Raw genomic sequence first — 19059 nt, 5'->3', positions numbered from 1 at the left:
GAAGCCTTCGCATCCCGACCGTCCCATGTTCCTGCTCCGCCCCCGCTCGAAACCCGCCGCCGACTCGCAGGAGCCCGTGATGGATCCGATCGACCCCACCCCTGGCGCCGAGGCCACGCCCCAGACGGACGCCGGGCTGCCCGACGGATCGGCGGTTGCCCCGGCGACGGCCGAGGGCGAAGGCGACGACCGCGCGGGGGCCGCCGGGTCGGCCACGACCGGTCAAGCCACCGAGGCGGGAGAGTTGCCCGCCGAACGCGAGATCGAGCGCCGCAGCACGCCTCGTCGCGGGGTGCCGCTGGGCCCGGCCTTCCGGGCCGCGTTCACCTGGATGGGGAAGTCGCGCGACTTCATCCTGGACGACCTGTCGCTGGGCGGTGTCGGCATGCGGGCGCCGTTGGAGTTCGGCCGGGGCATCCATCCGGGCCAGACCCTGCGCCAGGTGCGCCTGACGCTGGATGTGCACGGGGAACTGGTCGTCGACCTGCACGTGCGGTCGCGCCGGGGCTTCCGGTCCTTCCTGGCGGGCGAGCAAGCCTACCTGGGCTGCCAGTTCGGCACCCTCGGTCCGCGGGAGCAGGCCGAGCTGCAACGCGTGCTCGCGCTGCTGGATCCGGCGCGATACGGGCAATAGGGGAGCAGGGCAGCAGGCCGCGGAACGAGCGGACGCGGCCGGATCGTCGGCGGGCGACGTCGGTCGGATCAGGGTGGGGGCGTGGACGCGACGACCGGGAACCGGTCGGTGGAGCGGGCGAAGGGAGTCGAACCCTCGTCATTGGCTTGGGAAGCCAAGGTAATAGCCGTTATACGACGCCCGCTTCGGACATCCGCCGCGGCCATCTCGGCGCGGGGACGGGCCGCAGTGTAGCGCGGGCGGACGCCGGTTCCGGCGACGTCGCGCACCCTCGCGCGGGCGGCCAGCGACCCTGGCGACCGTCAGGCTGTCAGAAACGTGTTGGAATGCTGAACATTCCCTGAACGCCTGTGCCCCGGACCCGTCGCGCGACCGCCACGACCCCGGACCGGCCGGCGTTTCCGTCGTTCCTGCCGAGCAGGCGATCGGCGGCGCGATCGCCGCGTCTCGCCCCGTCGCCGCCGTCCCGCCGCACCCGCCCATGTCCGCCGCTCCGCCCATCGATGCCTCCGACCTCTCCGCCGAGTCGCTGCCGCCCGGCGTCCATACCGGCTGGGCCCTGCTGGCGCTGGCCATCGGCGGCTTCGCCATCGGCACGACCGAGTTCGCGGCCATGAGTCTGGTTCCGTTCTTCGCGCCCGACCTGGGCATCGACGCCCCCACCGCCGGCCACGTGATCAGCGCCTACGCGCTGGGCGTGGTGGTGGGCGCGCCGCTGCTGGCGGTGCTGGGCGCCCGCGTGCCGCGCCGCACGCTGCTGATCCTGCTGATGCTGGCCTTCGCCGTGGGCAACGTGCTCAGCGCGATCGCGCCCAGCTACCACGCGATGCTGCTGTTCCGCTTCCTGAGCGGCCTGCCGCATGGGGCCTACTTCGGCGTCGGCGCGCTGGTGGCGGCCTCGATGGTCGCGCCGGAGCGGCGCTCCCGCGCGGTCAGCTTCATGATGCTGGGCCTGACGGTGGCCACCATCGTCGGCGTGCCGCTGGCCAACGCGCTGGGGCAGTGGGCCGGGTGGCGCTGGGGCTTCGGCGTCGTCGCCGTGCTGGCGCTGACGACCGCGGCGCTGGTGGCGATGCATGCGCCGCGCGACCGCGTCCAGCCCGGCGCCAGTGCGATGCGCGAGCTCGGCGCGCTGGGCCGGCGCCAGGTCTGGCTGACGCTGGGCATCGCGACCATCGGCTTCGGCGGCATGTTCGCCGTCTACACCTACCTGGGCTCGACGTTGATCGAGGTCACCGGCACCGGCCCCGGCATGCTGCCGGTGGTGCTGAGCGTGTTCGGCATGGGCATGACGGCGGGCACCATCGCCGCCGCCTGGGCGGCGGACCGCGCGTTGATGACCACCGTCGGCGGGCTGCTGCTGTGGAGCGCCGCCTCGCTGGCGCTGTATCCGTTCGCGGCGGGTCACCTGGGCACGCTGATCCCGGTGGTCTTCCTGATCGGCTGCGGCGGCGGGCTGGGCACCGTGCTGCAGACCCGGCTGATGGACGTCGCCGGCGAGGCGCAGACCCTGGCCGCCGCGCTCAACCACTCGGCCTTCAACGCGGCCAACGCGCTGGGGCCCTGGCTGGGCGGGATGGCGATCGCCGCCGGGCTGGGCTGGACCTCGACCGGCTGGGTCGGGGTGGTGCTGGCCTTCGGCGGACTGGCCTTCTGGGGCGTGTCACTGGCGGTGGACCGGCGCGCGCGCGGGACTTCCCTCAACCGGCGATAATCCGCGGCTTTGCGGCGCATCTCCGGGGCCATCCCGGAACCAGCGGGCCGCGCGTGTCCGACGCCGAGGGGCGTCCTCTGGAGAGATTCACATGGCCGACTGGCTGCCGCCGACGCGTTACTGGGTGCTGGCGATCTTCATCGCCTCGGCGCTCTATGCCCACTTCCGGGGCCGCGTCCGATTCAAGCTGTCGCGCGCGCTGACCGACTTCACCGTGCTGATCTCCCCGATCAACGCGGTCATGTACCTGTTCTCGCGCGCCCCGGCGACGCCCTACATCAAGACCGACCAGTTCCAGGAGCTGCAGCTGCTGCGCGACAACTGGCAGGTCATCCGCGACGAGGCCCTGCGTTTGAACGACGAGGGCTACATCAAGGCGGCCTCGGGCTACAACGACATCGGCTTCAACTCGTTCTTCCGCACCGGGTGGAAGCGCTTCTACCTGAAGTGGTACGACCGGGACATGGACTCGGCGCAGCAGCTGTGCCCGCAGACGGTGGCGCTGCTCAAGCGCATCCCGACGGTGAAGGCGGCGATGTTCGCGTCGCTGCCCCCCGGTGCGCGCCTGGTGCGGCACCGAGATCCGTACGCGGGGTCGCTCCGGTATCACCTGGGGCTGACGACGCCCAACGATCCGGGCTGCTACATCGACGTCGACGGCCAGCAGTACCACTGGCGCGACGGCGAGGACGTGATCTTCGACGAGACCTTCATCCATTACGCCGAGAACACCACGCAGCAGCAGCGCGTGATCCTGTTCTGCGACGTGGAGCGGCCGCTGTTCTTCGCGCCGACGCGCTGGCTGAACCGCTGGTTCGGGAAGCTGGTGATGACCGCCGCGGCGACGCAGAACCTGGAGAGCGAGCCCATCGGCGGACTCAACAAGTTCTTCTATCACGCCTACAAGGTGCGGCTGTTCTTCAAGGCGTTCAAGGCGAAGAGCCGCACGGGCTACTACATCACCAAGTGGGTGCTGATCCTGGGCATCCTGGCGGCGATCTTCATCTGACGGGGACGACGCCCGTCACAACGACAACTGGCTCCCTGCGGGAGCCAGTTGTCGTTTGGGGGCTTGTCGCCTTCGCGGCCGAGGGCCCTTGGCCCCACGGCCGCTCGGCGACCCGGCGGCTTGGTGAATCCGACCCAGCGACCGGCTGTCAGGGAGCGAAGCAAGGCGGTGGCCCGGTCCGGGCGGAGCAAGGCGGTGGCCTGGTGCGGGCGGAGCAAACCGGTGGCCCGGTGCGGGCGGAGCGAGCCGATGGCCCGGTGCGGGCGGAGCGAGCCGATGGCTTGGTGGATCAGACCTGGTCGCCGGCTTGAGCCACGGCAGAGATGGCGCCGGTCAGACGGGGGCAGTCTCTTTCTCGAGTTGCGCGGCCAGCGCGCCGGCCTGCGGGCCGAAGGCGTAGGCGTCCATGCCCAGGCAGCCGAAGGTGACGCCCTCGTGCAGGCGCAGCGGGGCGTCCTCGCGGCCACCGGCGCCGGCGGCGACGTACCAGGGCAGCAGGTGCTCGTCGGTCGGATGCATCAGCACCGCGCCCGGGGCCTGACGGCGGTAGTCGGCCAGGGCGTCCCAGTCGCGGGCCGCGGAGCGCTCCGCCATCCAGCCGCGGAAGGCGGCCGATTCGGGCATCTCGGGCGACTTCTCCTCGGGCCGCTGGCCGGCGCCGTTCGGGCGGAACAGCAAGCGCAGGTTGTGGGTGATGCTGCCGGTCGCCAGGATCAGCACCCCCTCGCGCGACAGGGCCGCCATCCGCTCGCCCAGCGCCATCAGCGTGGCCGGCGAGGCCTGCGGGTCGAAGGCCAGCGGCACGACGGGGACGTCGGCCTCGGGATAGATGTAGCGCAGCGCGGTCCAGATGCCGTGATCCAGGCCGCCGTGGTCGATGACCGGCACGCCCAGCGCCGCGCCGACGGCCGCGGCGAGCGCCGGATCGCCGGACGCGTCGTAGCGCAGCTGGTAGAGCGCGGGCGGGAAGCCGCCGAAGTCGTAGATCGCCTCGTGCCGGGCGCCGCCCAGCAGCACCGACTCGCGCGCGGTCGTGTGGGCGGAGACGGCGAGCACCGCCTTCGGCCGGCCCCAGCCGGCGTCCAGCGCGTCGCCCAGGCGCCGCATGAAGCGGCCGGCGTCGCCCGGCTCCAGCGCGATCATCGGGGAGCCGTGCGAGACGAACAGGGGAGGGAGGACGGAGTTCATGACGACCATTGGACGCCGCGCCCCGCGCGCCATCGTCAAAACCGCTTGCACGGACTGTTCAAGCCGACTGCACGACGGCATGACCTCCCGGCAGCCGGGCACGCGCTTCGCTACAGTCCGCGCATGAGCGCGCATTCCACCCCCTCGTCCGCAGGCCCGACGCAAGCGACCACCCCCAGCCGGCCCGCGGCCGACGCGCCCCGCCGGCGCCCGCCCTCGCTGTGGCGCCAGAGCGCGCTCCAGACCTGGCGCGACGCCCGCGCCGGTGAGCTCCATCTGCTGGTCCTGGCCCTGATGCTGGCGGTGGCGGCGGTCTGCGCCGTGGCCTTCCTGTCGGACCGCCTCGACCAGGGGCTGCGCCGCGACGCCGCTCAGCTGCTGGGGGGCGACGCGGTCGTCGCCAGCGACCAGCCCACGCCCGCCGCGGTGAAGGACCTGGCCGCCAGGCTCCACCTGCGCACCGTGGACACGCTCAATTTCCCCAGCATGGCGCGCGCCAACGAGGACCAGGGCGGCGGCAGCCGGCTGGTGGCGGTCAAGGCCGTGGGCGCCAGCTATCCGCTGCGCGGCGCGCTGTCGCTGAAGGACGGCCGTCAGGTGGGCGCGCCGGAGGCGGGCACCGTGTGGGCGGATGCCGGGGTGCTCAGCGCGCTGGGCCTGAAGGTGGGCGATCCGCTGCTGCTGGGCGACAGCACGCTGCGCATCGCCGGCGAGATCGCCAACGAGCCGGACCGCGGCGCGGGCTTCCTGAACTTCGCCCCGCGCGTGATGCTGGCGCAGTCGGACCTGGCCGCGACCGGCCTGGTCCAGCCCGCCAGCCGCATCACCTACCGCTACGCGGTGATCGGCGCCGAACTCGCGGTGAAGCAGTTCAACGCCGAGACCACCCAGCAGATGAAGTCCGGCAACTGGCGCGGCGTGCGTCTGGAATCGCTGGAGACCGGCCGGCCCGAGATGCGCCAGACGCTGGACCGCGCGACCAAGTTCCTGAACCTGGTGGCCCTGCTGGCCGCCTTGCTGGCGGCGATCGCCGTCGCGCTGGCCGCTCGCGAGTTCGCCAATCGCCATCTGGACGACTGCGCCATGCTGCGCGTGCTCGGCCAGCCGCAGCGCCGGCTGGCCTGGGTGTTCACGCTGGAGTTCGCCGGTGTCGGCTTCATCGCCAGCGCCATCGGCGTGCTGCTGGGCTTCCTGCTGCATTACGGCTTCATCGCGCTGCTGGCGGGGCTGATCTCGGTGGACCTGCCGGCGGCCGGCATCTGGCCGGTGCTGCTGGGCCTGGGCATGGGCATGAGCCTGCTGCTGGGCTTCGGCCTGCCCCCCGTGCTGCAGCTGGCCTCGGTGCCGCCGCTGCGCGTGATCCGGCGCGAGCTGGGCCGGCCCAAGCTGGGCTCGCTGGCGGTGCTGGTCGCCGGCGTCGCCGGCTTCGCCGCGGTGCTGACCGCGCTATCGGCCGACTGGCGCCTGGGCCTGATCGCCACGGGCGGTTTCGCCGTGGCGCTGGGCCTCTTCGCGCTGCTGGCCTACGGCGCGGTGATCGCGCTGCGCAAGCTGGTCCCGCAGGCCGGCGCGCCGCGCTGGCTGCTGCTGGCCACGCGACAGGTCGCGGCCCGGCCCGCGTTCGCGGTGCTGCAGGTGGGTTCGCTGTCGCTGGGCCTGCTGGCCCTGGCGCTGCTGGTGCTGCTGCGCACCGACCTGATCACCAGCTGGCGCGCCGCCACGCCGGCCAACGCCCCCGACCGCTTCGTCATCAACATCCAGCCGGACCAGGCCCAGGGCTTTCGCGCGGACCTCGACCAGGCGGGCGTCAAGGACTACGACTGGTACCCGATGATCCGCGGCCGCCTGGTCGCGATCAACGGCACCGCGGTGCGCGCCAGCCAGTTCACCGAGGAACGCGCCCAGCGTCTGGTCGAACGCGAGTTCAACCTCAGCCACAGCGGCACGCTGCCCTCGCACAACCAGCTTTCCGGTGGCGCCTGGACGCCCGAGGAGAAGGACGGCGTCAGCGTCGAGCAGGGCCTGGCCGACCAACTGGGCCTGAAGCTCGGCGACCGCATCAAGTTCGACATCGCCGGCATGCTGATCGAGTCGAGGATCACCTCGCTGCGCAAGGTGGACTGGGGCTCGATGCGGGTCAACTTCTTCGTGCTCTATCCGCGCGCCGACATGCCGGAACTGCCGGTGAGCTACATCTCCGCCTACCGATCGCCAGCGGGGCAGGGCGCGCCGGCCGCGCTGGATCGCAAGCTGGTCAACGAGTTCCCCAACCTGACCATGATCGACGTCTCCGCCGAGCTGGCGCAGGTGCAGGGCGTGCTCGAGCAGGTGATCATGGCCGTGCAGCTGCTGTTCGCGGTCGCGCTCGCGCTGGGCGTGGTCGTGCTGCTGGTGGCCGCGGTCGGCTCACGCGACGCGCGTACCCGCGAGTTCGCGCTGATGCGGGCCTTCGGCGCGTCGAGCAAGCTGATGGCCTCGGTGCAGCGGGCGGAGCTGCTGGGGCTGGGGGCGCTCGCGGGCCTGCTGGCCGGTGGCGCGGCGCAGGCGCTGGGCTGGGCGCTGACGCATTACGCCTTCGAGTTCGAATGGCAGTTCAAGCCCTGGGTGCTGATCGGCACCACGATCGGCGGCGCCGTGCTGGCGCAGCTCGCCGGCTGGTGGGCGCTGCGCGGGGTGCTGCAGCGTCCCGTGGTGCAGACGCTGCGCGAGGCCGACACGAACTGAGGTCGCCCCCATGGCCGCGCTGAGAGGCCGTGTTTGACGGCTCGCGGCTGCGTCGCGGCATCGGGCCGTGGGCCCGGGCCTCGTGGTCGCGGGGACAAGACCTGACCCTCGCGACCCGGGGCGGCGAGGGCCCGGCCACTCAGCCCGTCAGAACGTTTCCCAGTCGCCGTCGTCCGCCTTGGGGGCGGGCGCGGGCGATGGGGCGGGCGTCGGCCTTGGCGCGGGCGACGTGGCGGACACGGACACGGGGGCCGACGAGGCTCCCGCGGCGGCGGTCACGGGCTTGGCCGCGGGACGCGGGCCGGCCTTCATCGTGTAGGCCTTGGGCTTGTCCTCGGACTTCGCGGCCGAGGCCGAGGCGCCTGCGCCCGAGCCGGCCGTGGTGCTCGCCGACTTGGCCGCGGCGCTGGTCTTGGCGGCCGCATGCCGGACCGTCGACGCCGCCGAGGCGGACGCGCTGTCGTTGCCCAGCCGGAACACCGACACGATCTCGGTCAGCCGATGGGCCTGGTCCTTGAGGCTCTCCGCCGCGGCGGCCGATTCCTCGACGAGCGCGGCGTTCTGCTGCGTCATGCGGTCCAGCTGCGTCACCGCGTCGTTGACCTGCGCGATGCCGCCGCTCTGTTCGGTGGACGCGGCGGTGATCTCGCCGATGATGTCCGTCACCCGCTGCACGCTGTGCACGATGTCGTTCATCGACGCGCCCGCCGCCTCGACCAGGCGCGAGCCGGTCTCCACGCGATCGACGCTGGCGCCGATCAGCGCCTTGATCTCCTTCGCCGCCTCGGCGCTGCGCTGCGCCAGGGTGCGGACCTCGCCGGCCACGACCGCGAAGCCGCGCCCCTGCTCGCCGGCCCGCGCGGCTTCCACCGCCGCGTTCAGCGCCAGGATGTTGGTCTGGAAGGCGATGCCGTCGATGACACCGATGATGTCGTTGATCTTCTTGGAGCTGGCGTTGATCTCGTCCATGGTCGAGACCACCTGGCTCACCACCTCGCCGCCCTTGGCCGCCGCGCTCGACGCGCTGGACGCGAGCTGGTTGGCGGTCTGCGCGGCGTCGGCCGTCTGACGCACGGTGGCGGTCAGCTCCTCCATCGAGGAGGCCGCCTGCTGCAGGTTGGACGCGGTCTGCTCGGTGCGCTGCGACAGGTCCTGCGCGCCGATGGCGATCTCGCTGGAGGCGGTCGAGATCGAGTTGCTGGCCGATCGCACGTCCAGCAGGATGCGCTGGATCTTCTCCGCGAAGACATTGAAGGAGGCCGCGATGCGGCCGACCTCGTCGCGCCCGCCGGCCGGGAGACGCTGCGTCAGGTCGCCGTCGCCGGCGCTGATGTCGTCCAGCGCGGCGCGCACCTGGTCCACGCCCCGCAGCATCGCGGTGATGGTGCCGGTCATCGCCAGCGCGGCGATGGCCATCATGATCAGCGCGGTGATCACGGCGGTGCGCAGCAGCGCGCTCAGCGAGGCCAGCGCCTCGTCCTTGCGCGCCGCGACGAAGAGCTGCCAGTCGGTGTCGGGCACCGGCGTGCCGCTGATCAGGAACTTGTTGTCGCCGACTTTGGCCTCGACCCAGCCCGCCTTCGGATCGAGCGCGTCCTTGAGGGCGGCCGCGGTCAGCTGCTCGGACACGGCGCTGGCGTCCTTGAGCGCGAGCGAGGCGTCCGGATGCGCGACCACCTTGCCGTCCTTGGACAGCAGGAAGGCGAAGCCGTTGGGCGTGGGCTTGATCGCCTTGACCGTGGCGACCACGTCGTCCAGGAACACGTCGGAGGCGATCACCGCCTTGGTCCCGCCGCCGCTCTTGTCGGCCGTCGCGAAGGTCACGACCAGTCGGCCCTTGGACGCGTCCATGTAGGGCGCCGTCAGCACCACGCCGGAGGCCTGCGCCGCGCCGGTGTACCAGGGGCGGCTGGTGGGGTCGTAATCGGCGGGGAGGTTCTGCGGGACGTTGAAGACGATCTTCTTGTCGGCGAAGCCGACGTAGGCCGCCTCCAGCCGCCCGGATTTCTGCGCCTGCTGGAGCAGGGGCACCGGATCCGCCGCGCTCACCGCGGGCTGCAGCGCCAGCACGATGTCGCGCTGCGTGCGGACCCACTGGTGGATCGCGTCGGCGCGCGCCGCGGCCAATTCGTCCAGCGCGTCCGAGACCTGCTGCTCGGTATGACCGCGCACGGTCAGGTAGTTGGCCACCGTGATCGCCAGCAGCGTCAACGCGACGATGCCGACACCCAGCGAGATCAATCGTGTCTTGATCGAGTCGAACATGAACCGGACCTCCGAAGTGGCTTGCTCCGGGCAAGGGGCGTCCGCTCATGAACGGGGACGCTCCGCTCGCCGACTCCCTTTGGGACTCCGACTACTGCTACTGCTACTGCTGCTGCCCAAGTGAAAACGCCCGGCGATGCCGGGCGTTTCATTCGATCAGGCGGCGGTCATCGCATCCATCAGACCCATGTCCGCGCTGGACATGAGGCCCTCGATGTCGATGAGGATCAGCATGCGCTCGGCGACGGCGCCGATGCCCATGATGAAGCTGGTGTTGACCGTGCTGGAGCTCAGCTCCGGCGCCGGACGGATCACGTCGCGGTTGAGCTCGAGCACGTCGGACACCGAGTCCACCACCGCGCCGACGACGCGGTTCTTGACGTTCAGCACGATCACGACGGTGAAGCTGTTGTACTCGGCCGTGGCGCAGCCCAGCTTCAGACGCAGGTCGACGATGGGGACGATCACGCCGCGCAGGTTGACGACGCCCTTGATGAAGTCGGGCGCGTTGGCGATGCGGGTGGGCTGCTCGTAGGAACGGATCTCCTGGACCTTCAGGATGTCGATGCCGTATTCCTCCTGGCCCAGGCGGAAGGTCAGGTATTCGCCGCTCGCGGGCGCGGCGCTGGCGGCGCCTTGGGGGACCAGGGCACCGGAGCCTGCTTGCACGACTTGCGTGCCGGGTTGTTGGACGATTTCCATGTGTGACCTCTTGAGCGGCGGATTAGAAGGTTTCCCAGTCGCCGTCGGCGGCGGTGGTTGCCGGAACCGCCGGCGCGGGAGTGAAGGGGGCGGGCGCCGCCTTGGGCGCGACCGTGGATTTTGCGGCGAAGCCGGTCGTCGCGGCCGACTTGACGGCGCTCTTGGCGCCCGTCTTCGTGACCGGCTTGACGGACTTGGCCGCGGCCTTCACCGGCTTGGGGGCCGGCGCGGCGACGGCGGCCGGCTTGGGCGTCGACACCGGCGCGGTCGTCGGCTTCACGGCGGCGAGTTGCGGCTCGGTCTTCGCGGCCGGCTTGGCGGCGCCCGTGGACGCGAACAGCGCCGAGCTCGTCGCGGCGTTGCCGCCCACGCGGAAGCGGTCGACCACCGAGCCCAGGCGCTCGGCCTGGTCCTTCAGGCTCTCGGCGGCGGCGGCGGATTGCTCCACCAGCGCGGCGTTCTGCTGGGTCATCTGGTCCAGGTTGCTGACGCCCTGGTTGACCTGGCTGATGCCGTCGCTCTGCTCGCTGGAGGCGGCGGTGATCTCGCCGATGATGTCGGTCACGCGCTGCACGCTGGCGACGATGTCGCTCATGGTCGTGCCCGCTTCCTGCACCAGGCGCGAGCCGGTCTCGACCCGCTCGACGCTGGCGCCGATCAGGGTCTTGATCTCGCGCGCGGCCTCGGCGCTGCGCTGGGCCAGCGAGCGCACCTCGCCCGCCACCACCGCGAAGCCGCGGCCCTGTTCACCGGCGCGCGCGGCCTCGACCGCGGCGTTCAGCGCCAGGATGTTGGTCTGGAAGGCGATGCCATCGATCGTGCCGATGATGTCGCTGATGCGCTTGGAGCTGGTGTTGATCTCGTCCATCGTCGAGACCACCTGGCTCACCACGTCGCCGCCCTTGGCCGCCGCGCCGGAGGCGGAGGAGGCCAGCTGGTTGGCGGTGCGGGCGCTGTCGGCGGTCTGCTTGACGGTACCGGTCAGTTGCACCAGCGAGGAGGCGGCCTCCTGCAGGTTCGACGCGGTCTGCTCGGTCCGGCTGGACAGGTCCTGGTTGCCGGAGGCGATCTCCACCGACGCGGTGCGGATCGAATCGGCGGCGGTGCGCAGCTGGCCGACCATGGCCTGCAGCGCCTCCTGCATGCGATGCAGCGAGCGCATCAGCTTGGACGCCTCGTCCACGCCCTCGACCGGCTTCATCGCGCGCGACAGGTCGCCCTCGGCGATCGCGGCGGCCAGGGCCTCGGCCTCGGCCAGCGGGGCGCAGATGGTCTGCATGTTCAGCAGGGTCAGCGGCACCACGATCACGGCGGCGAAGACCAGGACCAGCACGAAGGTGGTCAGCACGCCGCCTTGCGTGCTCTCGATGCCCTTGCGCATGTCCTCGGACTGCGCTTCCAGGCGCTTGCTCAGTTCGTCGAGCTGCTTCTCGGCCTCGACCACCTGGTCCTTGGCGGGTTGCAGCAGGCGGTCGGCCACGGCGGCGTGGTCGTAGGCGCCGGACTCCAGCTGGGTGACGACGTTCGCGGCCTTGGCGGCGTAGGTCTCCAGCGCGGCCTGCAGCTTCTTGATCGCGTCCTGGTCGTCGGCCGAGCTCAGCTTGGCCAGTTCGCCCAGTTCGTCGGAAGCCTTCTTGCGGGCGGCGTCCCACTTGGCGTGGCGCTCCTTCACCACCTCGGGCTTCTCGTAGTTGATGATCATGTCCTTCTCATGGACACGCAGTTTTCCCATCGTGTTCGTGAGATCGCTGATCAGGTTGCCGCGCGCGGTGGACTTCTCCAGGAACTCCTGGGTCTGGCCCCGCATCGACTGCATGCCGAACAGGCCGACGCTGCCGACGATCAGCAGCAGGATCAGCACGATGGCGATGGCGCCGATCATGCGGGTGCGGATGCTGAACTGACGCATCAGTGCACTGAAATTCATGTTGACCTCTCATGCCCGGGGCGCCGGCCTCCTCGGCCGGCGCGCCCTCAGATTCGACGGATGCTCAATGCCGCGAGCGGCGCACCAGACTGCCCACGTCCAGGATCAGCGCGACGCGGCCGTCGCCCATGATCGTGGCGCCCGACACGTCGGTGACCTTGCGGTAGTTCGCCTCGAGGTTCTTCACCACGACCTGCTGCTGCCCCAGCAGCTCGTCGACCAGCAGGGCGACGCGGCCGCCCTCCGCCTCGACGACGACCATGATCGAGCTGACATGCTCGAAGTCGAAGCGAGGCACGTTGAAGACCTGCTCAAGCTCCACGACGGGCATGTACTCGTCGCGGACCTCGACCACGCGGCCGGAGCCGCCCACGGTCTTGATGGTGTCGGACTGGACCTGGAAGGACTCGACCACCGAGGACAGCGGCAGGATGTAGACCTCTTCGCCCACGCCCACGCTCATGCCGTCCATGATGGCCAGCGTCAGCGGCAGGCGGACCGAGACCTTCATCCCGTAGCCCTCGGCGGAGTCGATCTCCACCGTGCCGCCCAGCGAGGTGATGTTCTTCTTGACCACGTCCATGCCCACGCCGCGGCCGGACACGTCGGTGACCTGGTCGGCCGTCGAGAAGCCCGGCGCGAAGATCAGGCCCCAGACTTCCTGGTCGGTCATCGTGTCGGGGGCGTCGATGCCCTTTTCACGCGCCTTCTTGATCAGCTTCTCGCGGTTCAGGCCGCGGCCGTCGTCGCGGACCTCGATGACGATGGAGCCGCCCTGGTGGGAGGCGACCAGCGTGATCGTGCCCTGCTCGGGCTTGCCCTTGGCGATGCGGTCGGCCGGCAGCTCGATGCCGTGGTCGCAGCTGTTGCGCACCAGGTGGGTCAGCGGGTCGGTGATCTTCTCGACCAGGCCCTTGTCCAGCTCGGTGGCTTCACCCTGGGTGACCAGCTCGACCTTCTTGCCGAGCTTGGCCGCCAGGTCGCGCAGCATGCGCGGGAAGCGGTTGAACACGACCGACATCGGAATCATGCGGATCGACATGACCGATTCCTGCAGGTCGCGCGTGTTGCGCTCCAGGTCGGCCAGGCCGGAGGCCAGCTGTTGATACAGGCCCGGATCCAGGTTGCGGCTGTTCTGCGCCAGCATGGCCTGGGTGATGACGAGCTCGCCCACCAGGTTGATCAGCTGGTCGACCTTCTCGACGGAGACGCGCAGCGTGGACTGGTCCGGGCTGGCGCCACCGGCGCGCGGCGCGACGTCGGTGCGGGCCGGGGTGGCCGGCTTGGCGGCGGGCACCGGCACGCTGGCCTTGGGCGCCTCGTCCTTCTTGGCCTCGGTGGCGTCGGCGGCGGGCACGCCCGGGGCGTCGTCGAAGAAGCCGTAGCCGGGGTCCTCGTCCTTCTTGGCCTCGGCCGGCGGCGCGCCGGGCGCGCCCTCATGGAAGCCGTAACCGTCGCCCAGCGGCAGGATCTTCACTTCCTCGCGCGAGACGTGGAAGGTGAACAGGTCCAGCAGGTCGTTGTCGCTGCTGCTGGTCAGGACCTTGAAGCGGCGCATGCCGTCGGCCGAGTTGCCGCCGTCCAGCGGCTCGATCGTGCCCAGGTCGGTGATTTCCTTGAACAGCTCGACCAGGTTGTCGGCCTGCGCGGGGTTGCTCAGCGGTCCGACCAGCAGTTCCAGCTGGCGCACCGTCGACTTCAGCGGCGCCGGGGCCGGCGTGGCCGCGGCGGGCGCCGGCGCGGGCGCGGCCTGGGGCGCCGGGGCGGGCGCGGGGCGGGTGCCGTCCAGCGTGCCCCCGTCGACCAGGGTGCGGATGCTGCTCAGCAGGTCGCTGGTGTCCACGGCGTCGGCGCCCGAGCCCTGATGGCGGGCCAGTTGCGCCTTCAGCGCGTCGCCCGACTGCAGCAGCACGTCCACCATCTGCGAGGTGGGGGCCAGCTCGTGGCGGCGCAGCTTGTCCAGCAGCGTCTCCATCTGGTGGGTCAGCTCGGCCACGTCGTTGAAGCCGAAGGTCGCCGCGCCGCCCTTGATCGAGTGCGCGCACCGGAAGATGGCATTCATCTGCTCATCGTCCGGATTGGCGACATCCAGGTTGAGGAGCAACTGCTCCATGTTGTCCAGGTTCTCGCCGGCCTCCTCGAAGAAGACTTGGTAGAACTGGCTCAGGTCAATGCCGGCGCCCAGGTTGGCGCCTTCGGAGGTCATGTCTCCCATCGATGCTCTCCCGCGCGAACTCAGCGGATCACCTTGCCGATCACTTCGATCAGCTTGGCCGGGTCGAACGGCTTGACCAGCCAGCCGGTGGCGCCCGCGGCGCGGCCGGCCTGCTTCATCTGATCGCTGGACTCGGTGGTCAGGATCAGGATGGGCGTGGTCTTGAACTTGGGGTTGTCACGCAGCTTCTTGGTCAGGCTGATGCCATCCATCCGCGGCATGTTCTGGTCGGTCAGCACCAGGTCGAAATCGCGTTGCGACGACTTTTCCCAGGCGTCCTGCCCGTCCACCGCCTCCACGACGTTGAAACCCGCATTCTTGAGGGTGAACGAGACCATCTGGCGCATGGAGGCCGAATCGTCTACGGCGAGGATCGAGGGCATTTTGAGTTCTCCGGATGACTAGCGTGTTTTCGGGTGGACCCGACAATTCTTGATGAGAGTGAGGTCGCTGCGATGACGCCGAAAGGTGTTTCCGTGACGTAAGCGTCAGAAGCGGCGTCGAGGAACGGAACAATCAGAACAACTCGATCGATCCCGCGTCCATCTCGTCCTGCGTGACGGGGTTCGGTCTCAGGGGGGCGGTCTCGACGACGGCCATGCCGTCCTCGTCGTCCCCGAAGGTGTCTCGGGCCAGTTGGTCGGAGCAGTTGCGCAGCCGTTGGCTCGTGTGCGCGATCAGCTGCGTGGACATGTCCTGGAACTGCAGCGCGGTGATCGCACCGGCCAGATGCAGCATCAGCTGCTGCAGCGCATCCTGGTCCTTGGCGTCCGGCAGGCGCTCGCGCATCTGGTCCACCAGACCGGACGCGCCGAAGAAATGCGTCGACAGCGCCTCGCAGGCGTCGTCGAGCAGCCGCTGCAGGCGCTCCAGGTCATTGTTGACCGTCATCAAATGGTCCTGCAGCTCGGCCGCGGCCAGCAGCGGCATCAGCCCGCCATCCGGCTCCACCGCTGTCTCATCGATTTGCATCTTGGCTCCAACTAGGGGCGTCCTGGTGCGTGATCACGTCTGCCCAACTCAGACGTGCGCCCGGACTTTTGCGGCTGACAAGAATCTTCGGCCTTTGCGTCGAATCTGTCGACCGGACTAACTGGTCAAAGTTGGTCCAATAACGTAGATCGACTAGGGGACACAAATTCTCGATAAGGGTAAACCCAAGACTCTACGGTTTCCAGCCTACAGAAAGCTGTGGGGTCACCTGCGTAGATGAGGGATGCGCGACAAACTTGGCATACTCGCGGCCATGCCGACTGTCCCCCTCGCCGAGCGCCGCCTGCGTTTGCTGCATATCGAAGATTCCGACCTGGATCACCAACTGATCCTGGCCCAACTGCAACGCGCCGGACTGCGCTTCGAGATCACCCGGCTGGACACGCTGCCCGACATCGAATCGGCGCTGGACCGGCCCTGGGACGCCATCATCTCGGACTACAACCTGCCCGGTTTCTCGGGCCTGGTGGTGCTGGACATCATCAAGCAGCGGCAGCTGGTGCTCCCCTTCGTCCTGGTCTCGGGCGAGATCGGCGAGGACACGGCGGTGGCCGCGATGCGCACCGGTGCGTCGGATTACCTGCTCAAGAACAACCTGGCGCGCCTCGCGCCCGCGCTGCTGCACGCGATCGAATCCTGCGAGGCGCAGCGCGCCCGGCAGGAGGCGGACCGGGAACTGCTCAAGTCCAAGCAGCAGCTGCATGAACTGGCCGGCCACCTGCAGACCAGCGTGGAGATGGAACGCGCGGCCATCGCCCGCGAGATCCACGACGACGTCGGCGGCTCGCTGACGGCGCTGAAGTTCGATCTGGCCTGGATCGCGCGGCACAGCAAGGACGAGGACGTGCAGCAGCGCGTGCAGTCCGCGCTGGAGACCGTCACCAGCGCCATCGAATCGAGCCAGCGGATCATGCACAACCTGCGTCCGGCCATCCTGGAACAGGGATTGCTGGCAGCGGTGCAGTGGCTGGCGGCGCGCTTCGAGCGCCGGACCGGCATCGCGACCGCGGTGCGGCATGTGGGCGAGCAGTTCCAGCTCCCGCCCGGCGTGCCGCTGGTGGCCTACCGCTGCGCGCAGGAGGCGCTGACCAATGTGTCCAAGCATGCCGAGGCGAGCAAGGTCGAGGTGGAGCTGAGCATGGAGGGCGGGGTGCTGACGCTGGAGATCAAGGACAACGGCCGCGGCGTGGCGCCGGGCGATCTGAGCAAGGCGCGCAGCTTCGGCATCCGCGGCCTGCGCGAGCGCGCGGCCACGGTGGGCGGCTGGGTCGACCTGAGCACGGGCCCGCAGGGGACCGCGCTGATCCTGTCGGTGCCGCTGCGGGGGGTGATCGCCGCGCTGGACTTCGACGACGAGGACGACGGGCCGTCCCCGGCCTCCCAGGGCGCCGCCTCCGACGCGGCCGGCTCGCCGGCGGTCGCCGCGCACGACCCCTCCTCGTGGGGCGACCTATGATCAAAGTCATCCTGTGCGACGACCACGCGCTGATCCGCCGTGGCATCCGGGACACGCTCTCCGACGCGCCCGACATCGAGGTGGTCGGCGAGGCCGGCGACTACGGCGAGCTGCGCAGCCTGATGCGCACGCTGCCCGCCGACAAGCAATGCGACGTGCTGGTGCTGGACATCAACATGCCGGGCCGCAGCGGCCTGGACGTGCTGCACGTGCTCAAGGACGAGGGGGCCACCACGCGGGTGCTGATCGTCTCCATGTATCCCGAGGACCAGTACGCCATTCGCGCGCTGCGGGCGGGCGCCTTCGGCTACGTGAACAAGGGCGGCGATCCGCAGCTGCTGGTGCAGGCGGTGCGCACGGTGGCGCAAGGCCGCAAGTACGTGACGCCCGAGATCGCCCAGATGCTGGTCGAGAGCCTGACCGCGCCGGCCCCCGAGCAGGCGCACCAGAAGCTGTCCGACCGGGAGTTGCAGACGCTGGTCATGATCGCCTCGGGCAAGCGCCTGTCCGACATCGCCGAGGAGCTGATGCTCAGCCCCAAGACCGTCAGCGTCTACCGCGCGCGGGTGCTGGAGAAGCTGGCGCTGTCCAACAACTCCGAGCTCACCGTCTACGCCATCCGCAACGGATTGGTCGAGAGCTGACCCTCATGACCCTCGGCCCCCGCCTCGCGCCAAGGGGCCGCCGCTCCCCGCGCCGGGGCGGAAGGCGCCTGGGCGGCCCGGAGGGAGGGTCGCCGACCCCCTGGCGCGCGCGTGCCCGGCGTGTCGAAGTCGCGGTCCGCCATTCGTCGTCACCGGGGGGCATTCACGACCACCATCCGCCATTCGTCGCAAGTCAGGATTGACGCGCGCCGGGCGCCGCGCAGAATGCGCCCCGATCCGACCGAGACCCCGCCGACCCGGCGGGGCCGCAACGCAAGGGGGCTGTCATCGATACCGCATTGTTGAAAGAGCTGCGCATCCAGGGCACGGAACGTGACGACCACGGCGGCGGACCGCCCCGATGGGTCTGGATCCTGGTGGCGGTGATCGTCGTGCTGGCCCTGCTGGCCGGCGGCGGCTGGTGGTGGTGGCGACAGTCCCAGGTGCCCGAGGTCGAGACCGCGAACGCGCAGGCGCGCGGCGGCGCGGGCGGCGGCAACGCGGTGCTGCAGGCCACCGGCTACGTGACGGCGCGCCGCTCGGCCACCGTCTCCACGCAGATCACCGGCACGCTGACCGAGGTGCTGTTCGAGGAGGGCGACCGTATCGCCAAGGGGCAGGTGCTGGCGCGTCTCGAGGACGCGGCGCTGCGCGCCTCGCTGGCGATGGCGCAGGCCAACGTCAAGAGCGCCCAGGCCAACGTGGTGGCGACGCAGGCCCAGCTCGCGCAGGCCCAGTCCGACCTCAGGCGTCAGGACGAGCTGTCCGCCAGCGGCATGACGACCAAGCAGGCCGCCGAGCAGGCGCGCACCGCCGTCAACGCCTACACCGCCCAGGTGGAGGCCCGCCGCCGCGAGGCCGACGCCGCGATGGCGCAGGCGGCCCAGGCGCAGGTCAACTTCGACTACACGATCGTGAAGGCGCCGTTCGCCGGCGTGATCACCGCCAAGGCGGCGCAGGTGGGCGAGATCGTCTCCCCGCTGTCCGCCGGCGGCGGCTTCACCCGCACCGGCGTGGGCACCATCGTCGACATGGACTCGCTGGAGATCGACGTCGACGTGAACGAGGCCTACATCGGCCAGGTCAAGGGCGACATGCCGGCCGAGGCCGTGCTGGACGCCTATCCCGACTGGCGCATCCCCGCGCACGTGATCGCGGTCGTGCCCTCGGCCGACCGCGGCAAGGCCACGGTCAAGGTGCGGGTCGCGCTGGAGCAGAAGGACCAGCGCGTCGTGCCCGACATGGGCGTGCGGGTGTCCTTCCTGGCGCCGAAGCAGACCGGCCAGGTCGCGCCGCCGCCGGGCGTGCTGGTGCCCAAGTCCGCGGTCGTGACGCGGGATGGCGCCGAGGTGGTGTTCGTCGTCGTCGGCCAGAACGCCGCGGCGCGCAAGGTGAAGCAGGGGACGCCGGTGGGCGCCCAGGCGGTGGTGCTGGACGGGCTCAAGCCCGGCGAGCCCATCGTCGTGAATCCCCCCGAGGACCTGAAGGACGGCGGTCAGATCCGTCTGGTCGCCTCGGGCAAGTAGACCGGGGGCCCCGCGCCGCGACGAGTCGGAGCGGGCGCTCATCCGGAAGTGCTGTCGAACCT

Annotated in this window: 14 protein-coding genes and 1 tRNA gene; 7 read left to right on the top strand and 8 right to left on the bottom strand. The window is 70.3% G+C overall.

The features are described 5' to 3' along the window. The first annotated feature begins 79 nt into the window (after window positions 1–79). Window positions 80–634: a PilZ domain-containing protein gene (locus tag MCHT01_RS21010; RefSeq protein WP_169806181.1), complete on the top strand. Its 555-nt coding sequence runs from the start codon at window positions 80–82 to the stop codon at window positions 632–634. 109 nt (window positions 635–743) lie between these two features. Here MCHT01_RS21010 and MCHT01_RS21005 read toward each other — a convergent pair. Further along, window positions 744–818 (bottom strand) — tRNA-Gly (locus tag MCHT01_RS21005). 297 nt (window positions 819–1115) lie between these two features. On the opposite strand from MCHT01_RS21005, the gene MCHT01_RS21000 reads away from it, so the two are divergent. Next, complete coding sequence (locus tag MCHT01_RS21000; RefSeq protein WP_067068304.1) at window positions 1116–2348, top strand: MFS transporter; 1233 nt, start codon at window positions 1116–1118, stop codon at window positions 2346–2348. A 91-nt stretch (window positions 2349–2439) separates the two neighbouring features. Beyond that, window positions 2440–3357 (top strand): aspartyl/asparaginyl beta-hydroxylase domain-containing protein, encoded by a 918-nt coding sequence (locus MCHT01_RS20995; protein ID WP_067068302.1) that lies wholly within the window; start codon window positions 2440–2442, stop codon window positions 3355–3357. 333 nt (window positions 3358–3690) lie between these two features. Here the strand turns inward: MCHT01_RS20995 and MCHT01_RS20990 are convergent, their stop codons facing one another. Further along, a complete protein-coding gene (locus MCHT01_RS20990; RefSeq protein ID WP_067068360.1) occupies window positions 3691–4545 on the bottom strand; it encodes a dioxygenase family protein in 855 nt (284 codons plus the stop codon). A gap of 123 nt (window positions 4546–4668) precedes the next feature. Between MCHT01_RS20990 and MCHT01_RS20985 the strand changes: the two genes are divergently transcribed. Next, entirely contained in the window at window positions 4669–7269 is a 2601-nt protein-coding gene (locus MCHT01_RS20985; protein ID WP_084453137.1) for an ABC transporter permease, read from the top strand. 147 nt (window positions 7270–7416) lie between these two features. On the opposite strand, the gene MCHT01_RS27870 is transcribed toward MCHT01_RS20985, so the two are convergent. The 6 genes from MCHT01_RS27870 to MCHT01_RS20955 all read right to left on the bottom strand — a co-directional run bounded on the left by MCHT01_RS27870 (window position 7417) and on the right by MCHT01_RS20955 (window position 15350). Then, window positions 7417–9534 (bottom strand): methyl-accepting chemotaxis protein, encoded by a 2118-nt coding sequence (locus MCHT01_RS27870; RefSeq protein ID WP_084453134.1) that lies wholly within the window; start codon window positions 9532–9534, stop codon window positions 7417–7419. A gap of 156 nt (window positions 9535–9690) precedes the next feature. Continuing rightward, on the bottom strand, window positions 9691–10236 hold the full coding sequence (locus tag MCHT01_RS20975; protein ID WP_067068299.1) for a chemotaxis protein CheW: 546 nt from the start codon (window positions 10234–10236) through the stop codon (window positions 9691–9693). A 22-nt stretch (window positions 10237–10258) separates the two neighbouring features. Continuing rightward, window positions 10259–12163 carry a methyl-accepting chemotaxis protein gene (locus MCHT01_RS20970; RefSeq protein WP_084453132.1) on the bottom strand — a complete coding sequence of 635 codons (1905 nt, stop codon included), beginning with the start codon at window positions 12161–12163 and terminating at the stop codon, window positions 10259–10261. A gap of 64 nt (window positions 12164–12227) precedes the next feature. Beyond that, window positions 12228–14378 carry a chemotaxis protein CheA gene (locus MCHT01_RS20965; RefSeq protein WP_067068297.1) on the bottom strand — a complete coding sequence of 717 codons (2151 nt, stop codon included), beginning with the start codon at window positions 14376–14378 and terminating at the stop codon, window positions 12228–12230. Between the two features lie 20 nt (window positions 14379–14398). Further along, a complete protein-coding gene (locus MCHT01_RS20960; RefSeq protein WP_067068294.1) occupies window positions 14399–14761 on the bottom strand; it encodes a response regulator in 363 nt (120 codons plus the stop codon). Between the two features lie 133 nt (window positions 14762–14894). Then, on the bottom strand, window positions 14895–15350 hold the full coding sequence (locus MCHT01_RS20955) for a hypothetical protein (RefSeq protein ID WP_067068291.1): 456 nt from the start codon (window positions 15348–15350) through the stop codon (window positions 14895–14897). Between the two features lie 274 nt (window positions 15351–15624). On the opposite strand from MCHT01_RS20955, the gene MCHT01_RS20950 reads away from it, so the two are divergent. From MCHT01_RS20950 to MCHT01_RS20940, 3 genes are all read left to right on the top strand, one after another. Further along, a complete protein-coding gene (locus tag MCHT01_RS20950; protein WP_067068289.1) occupies window positions 15625–16827 on the top strand; it encodes a hybrid sensor histidine kinase/response regulator in 1203 nt (400 codons plus the stop codon). Then, window positions 16824–17471, top strand: coding sequence for a response regulator (locus MCHT01_RS20945; RefSeq protein ID WP_067068286.1), 648 nt, complete (start codon window positions 16824–16826; stop codon window positions 17469–17471). Before MCHT01_RS20950 ends, MCHT01_RS20945 begins: the two co-directional genes overlap by 4 nt. A gap of 299 nt (window positions 17472–17770) precedes the next feature. Beyond that, a complete protein-coding gene (locus MCHT01_RS20940; RefSeq protein WP_218017924.1) occupies window positions 17771–18997 on the top strand; it encodes an efflux RND transporter periplasmic adaptor subunit in 1227 nt (408 codons plus the stop codon). Window positions 18998–19059 lie beyond the last annotated feature (62 nt).

This window comes from Mitsuaria chitosanitabida ATCC BAA-476 = NBRC 102408, assembly GCF_001598255.1.
Classification (GTDB): domain Bacteria; phylum Pseudomonadota; class Gammaproteobacteria; order Burkholderiales; family Burkholderiaceae_C; genus Roseateles; species Roseateles chitosanitabidus.
This window is presented reverse-complemented; position numbering and strand designations above follow the sequence as displayed.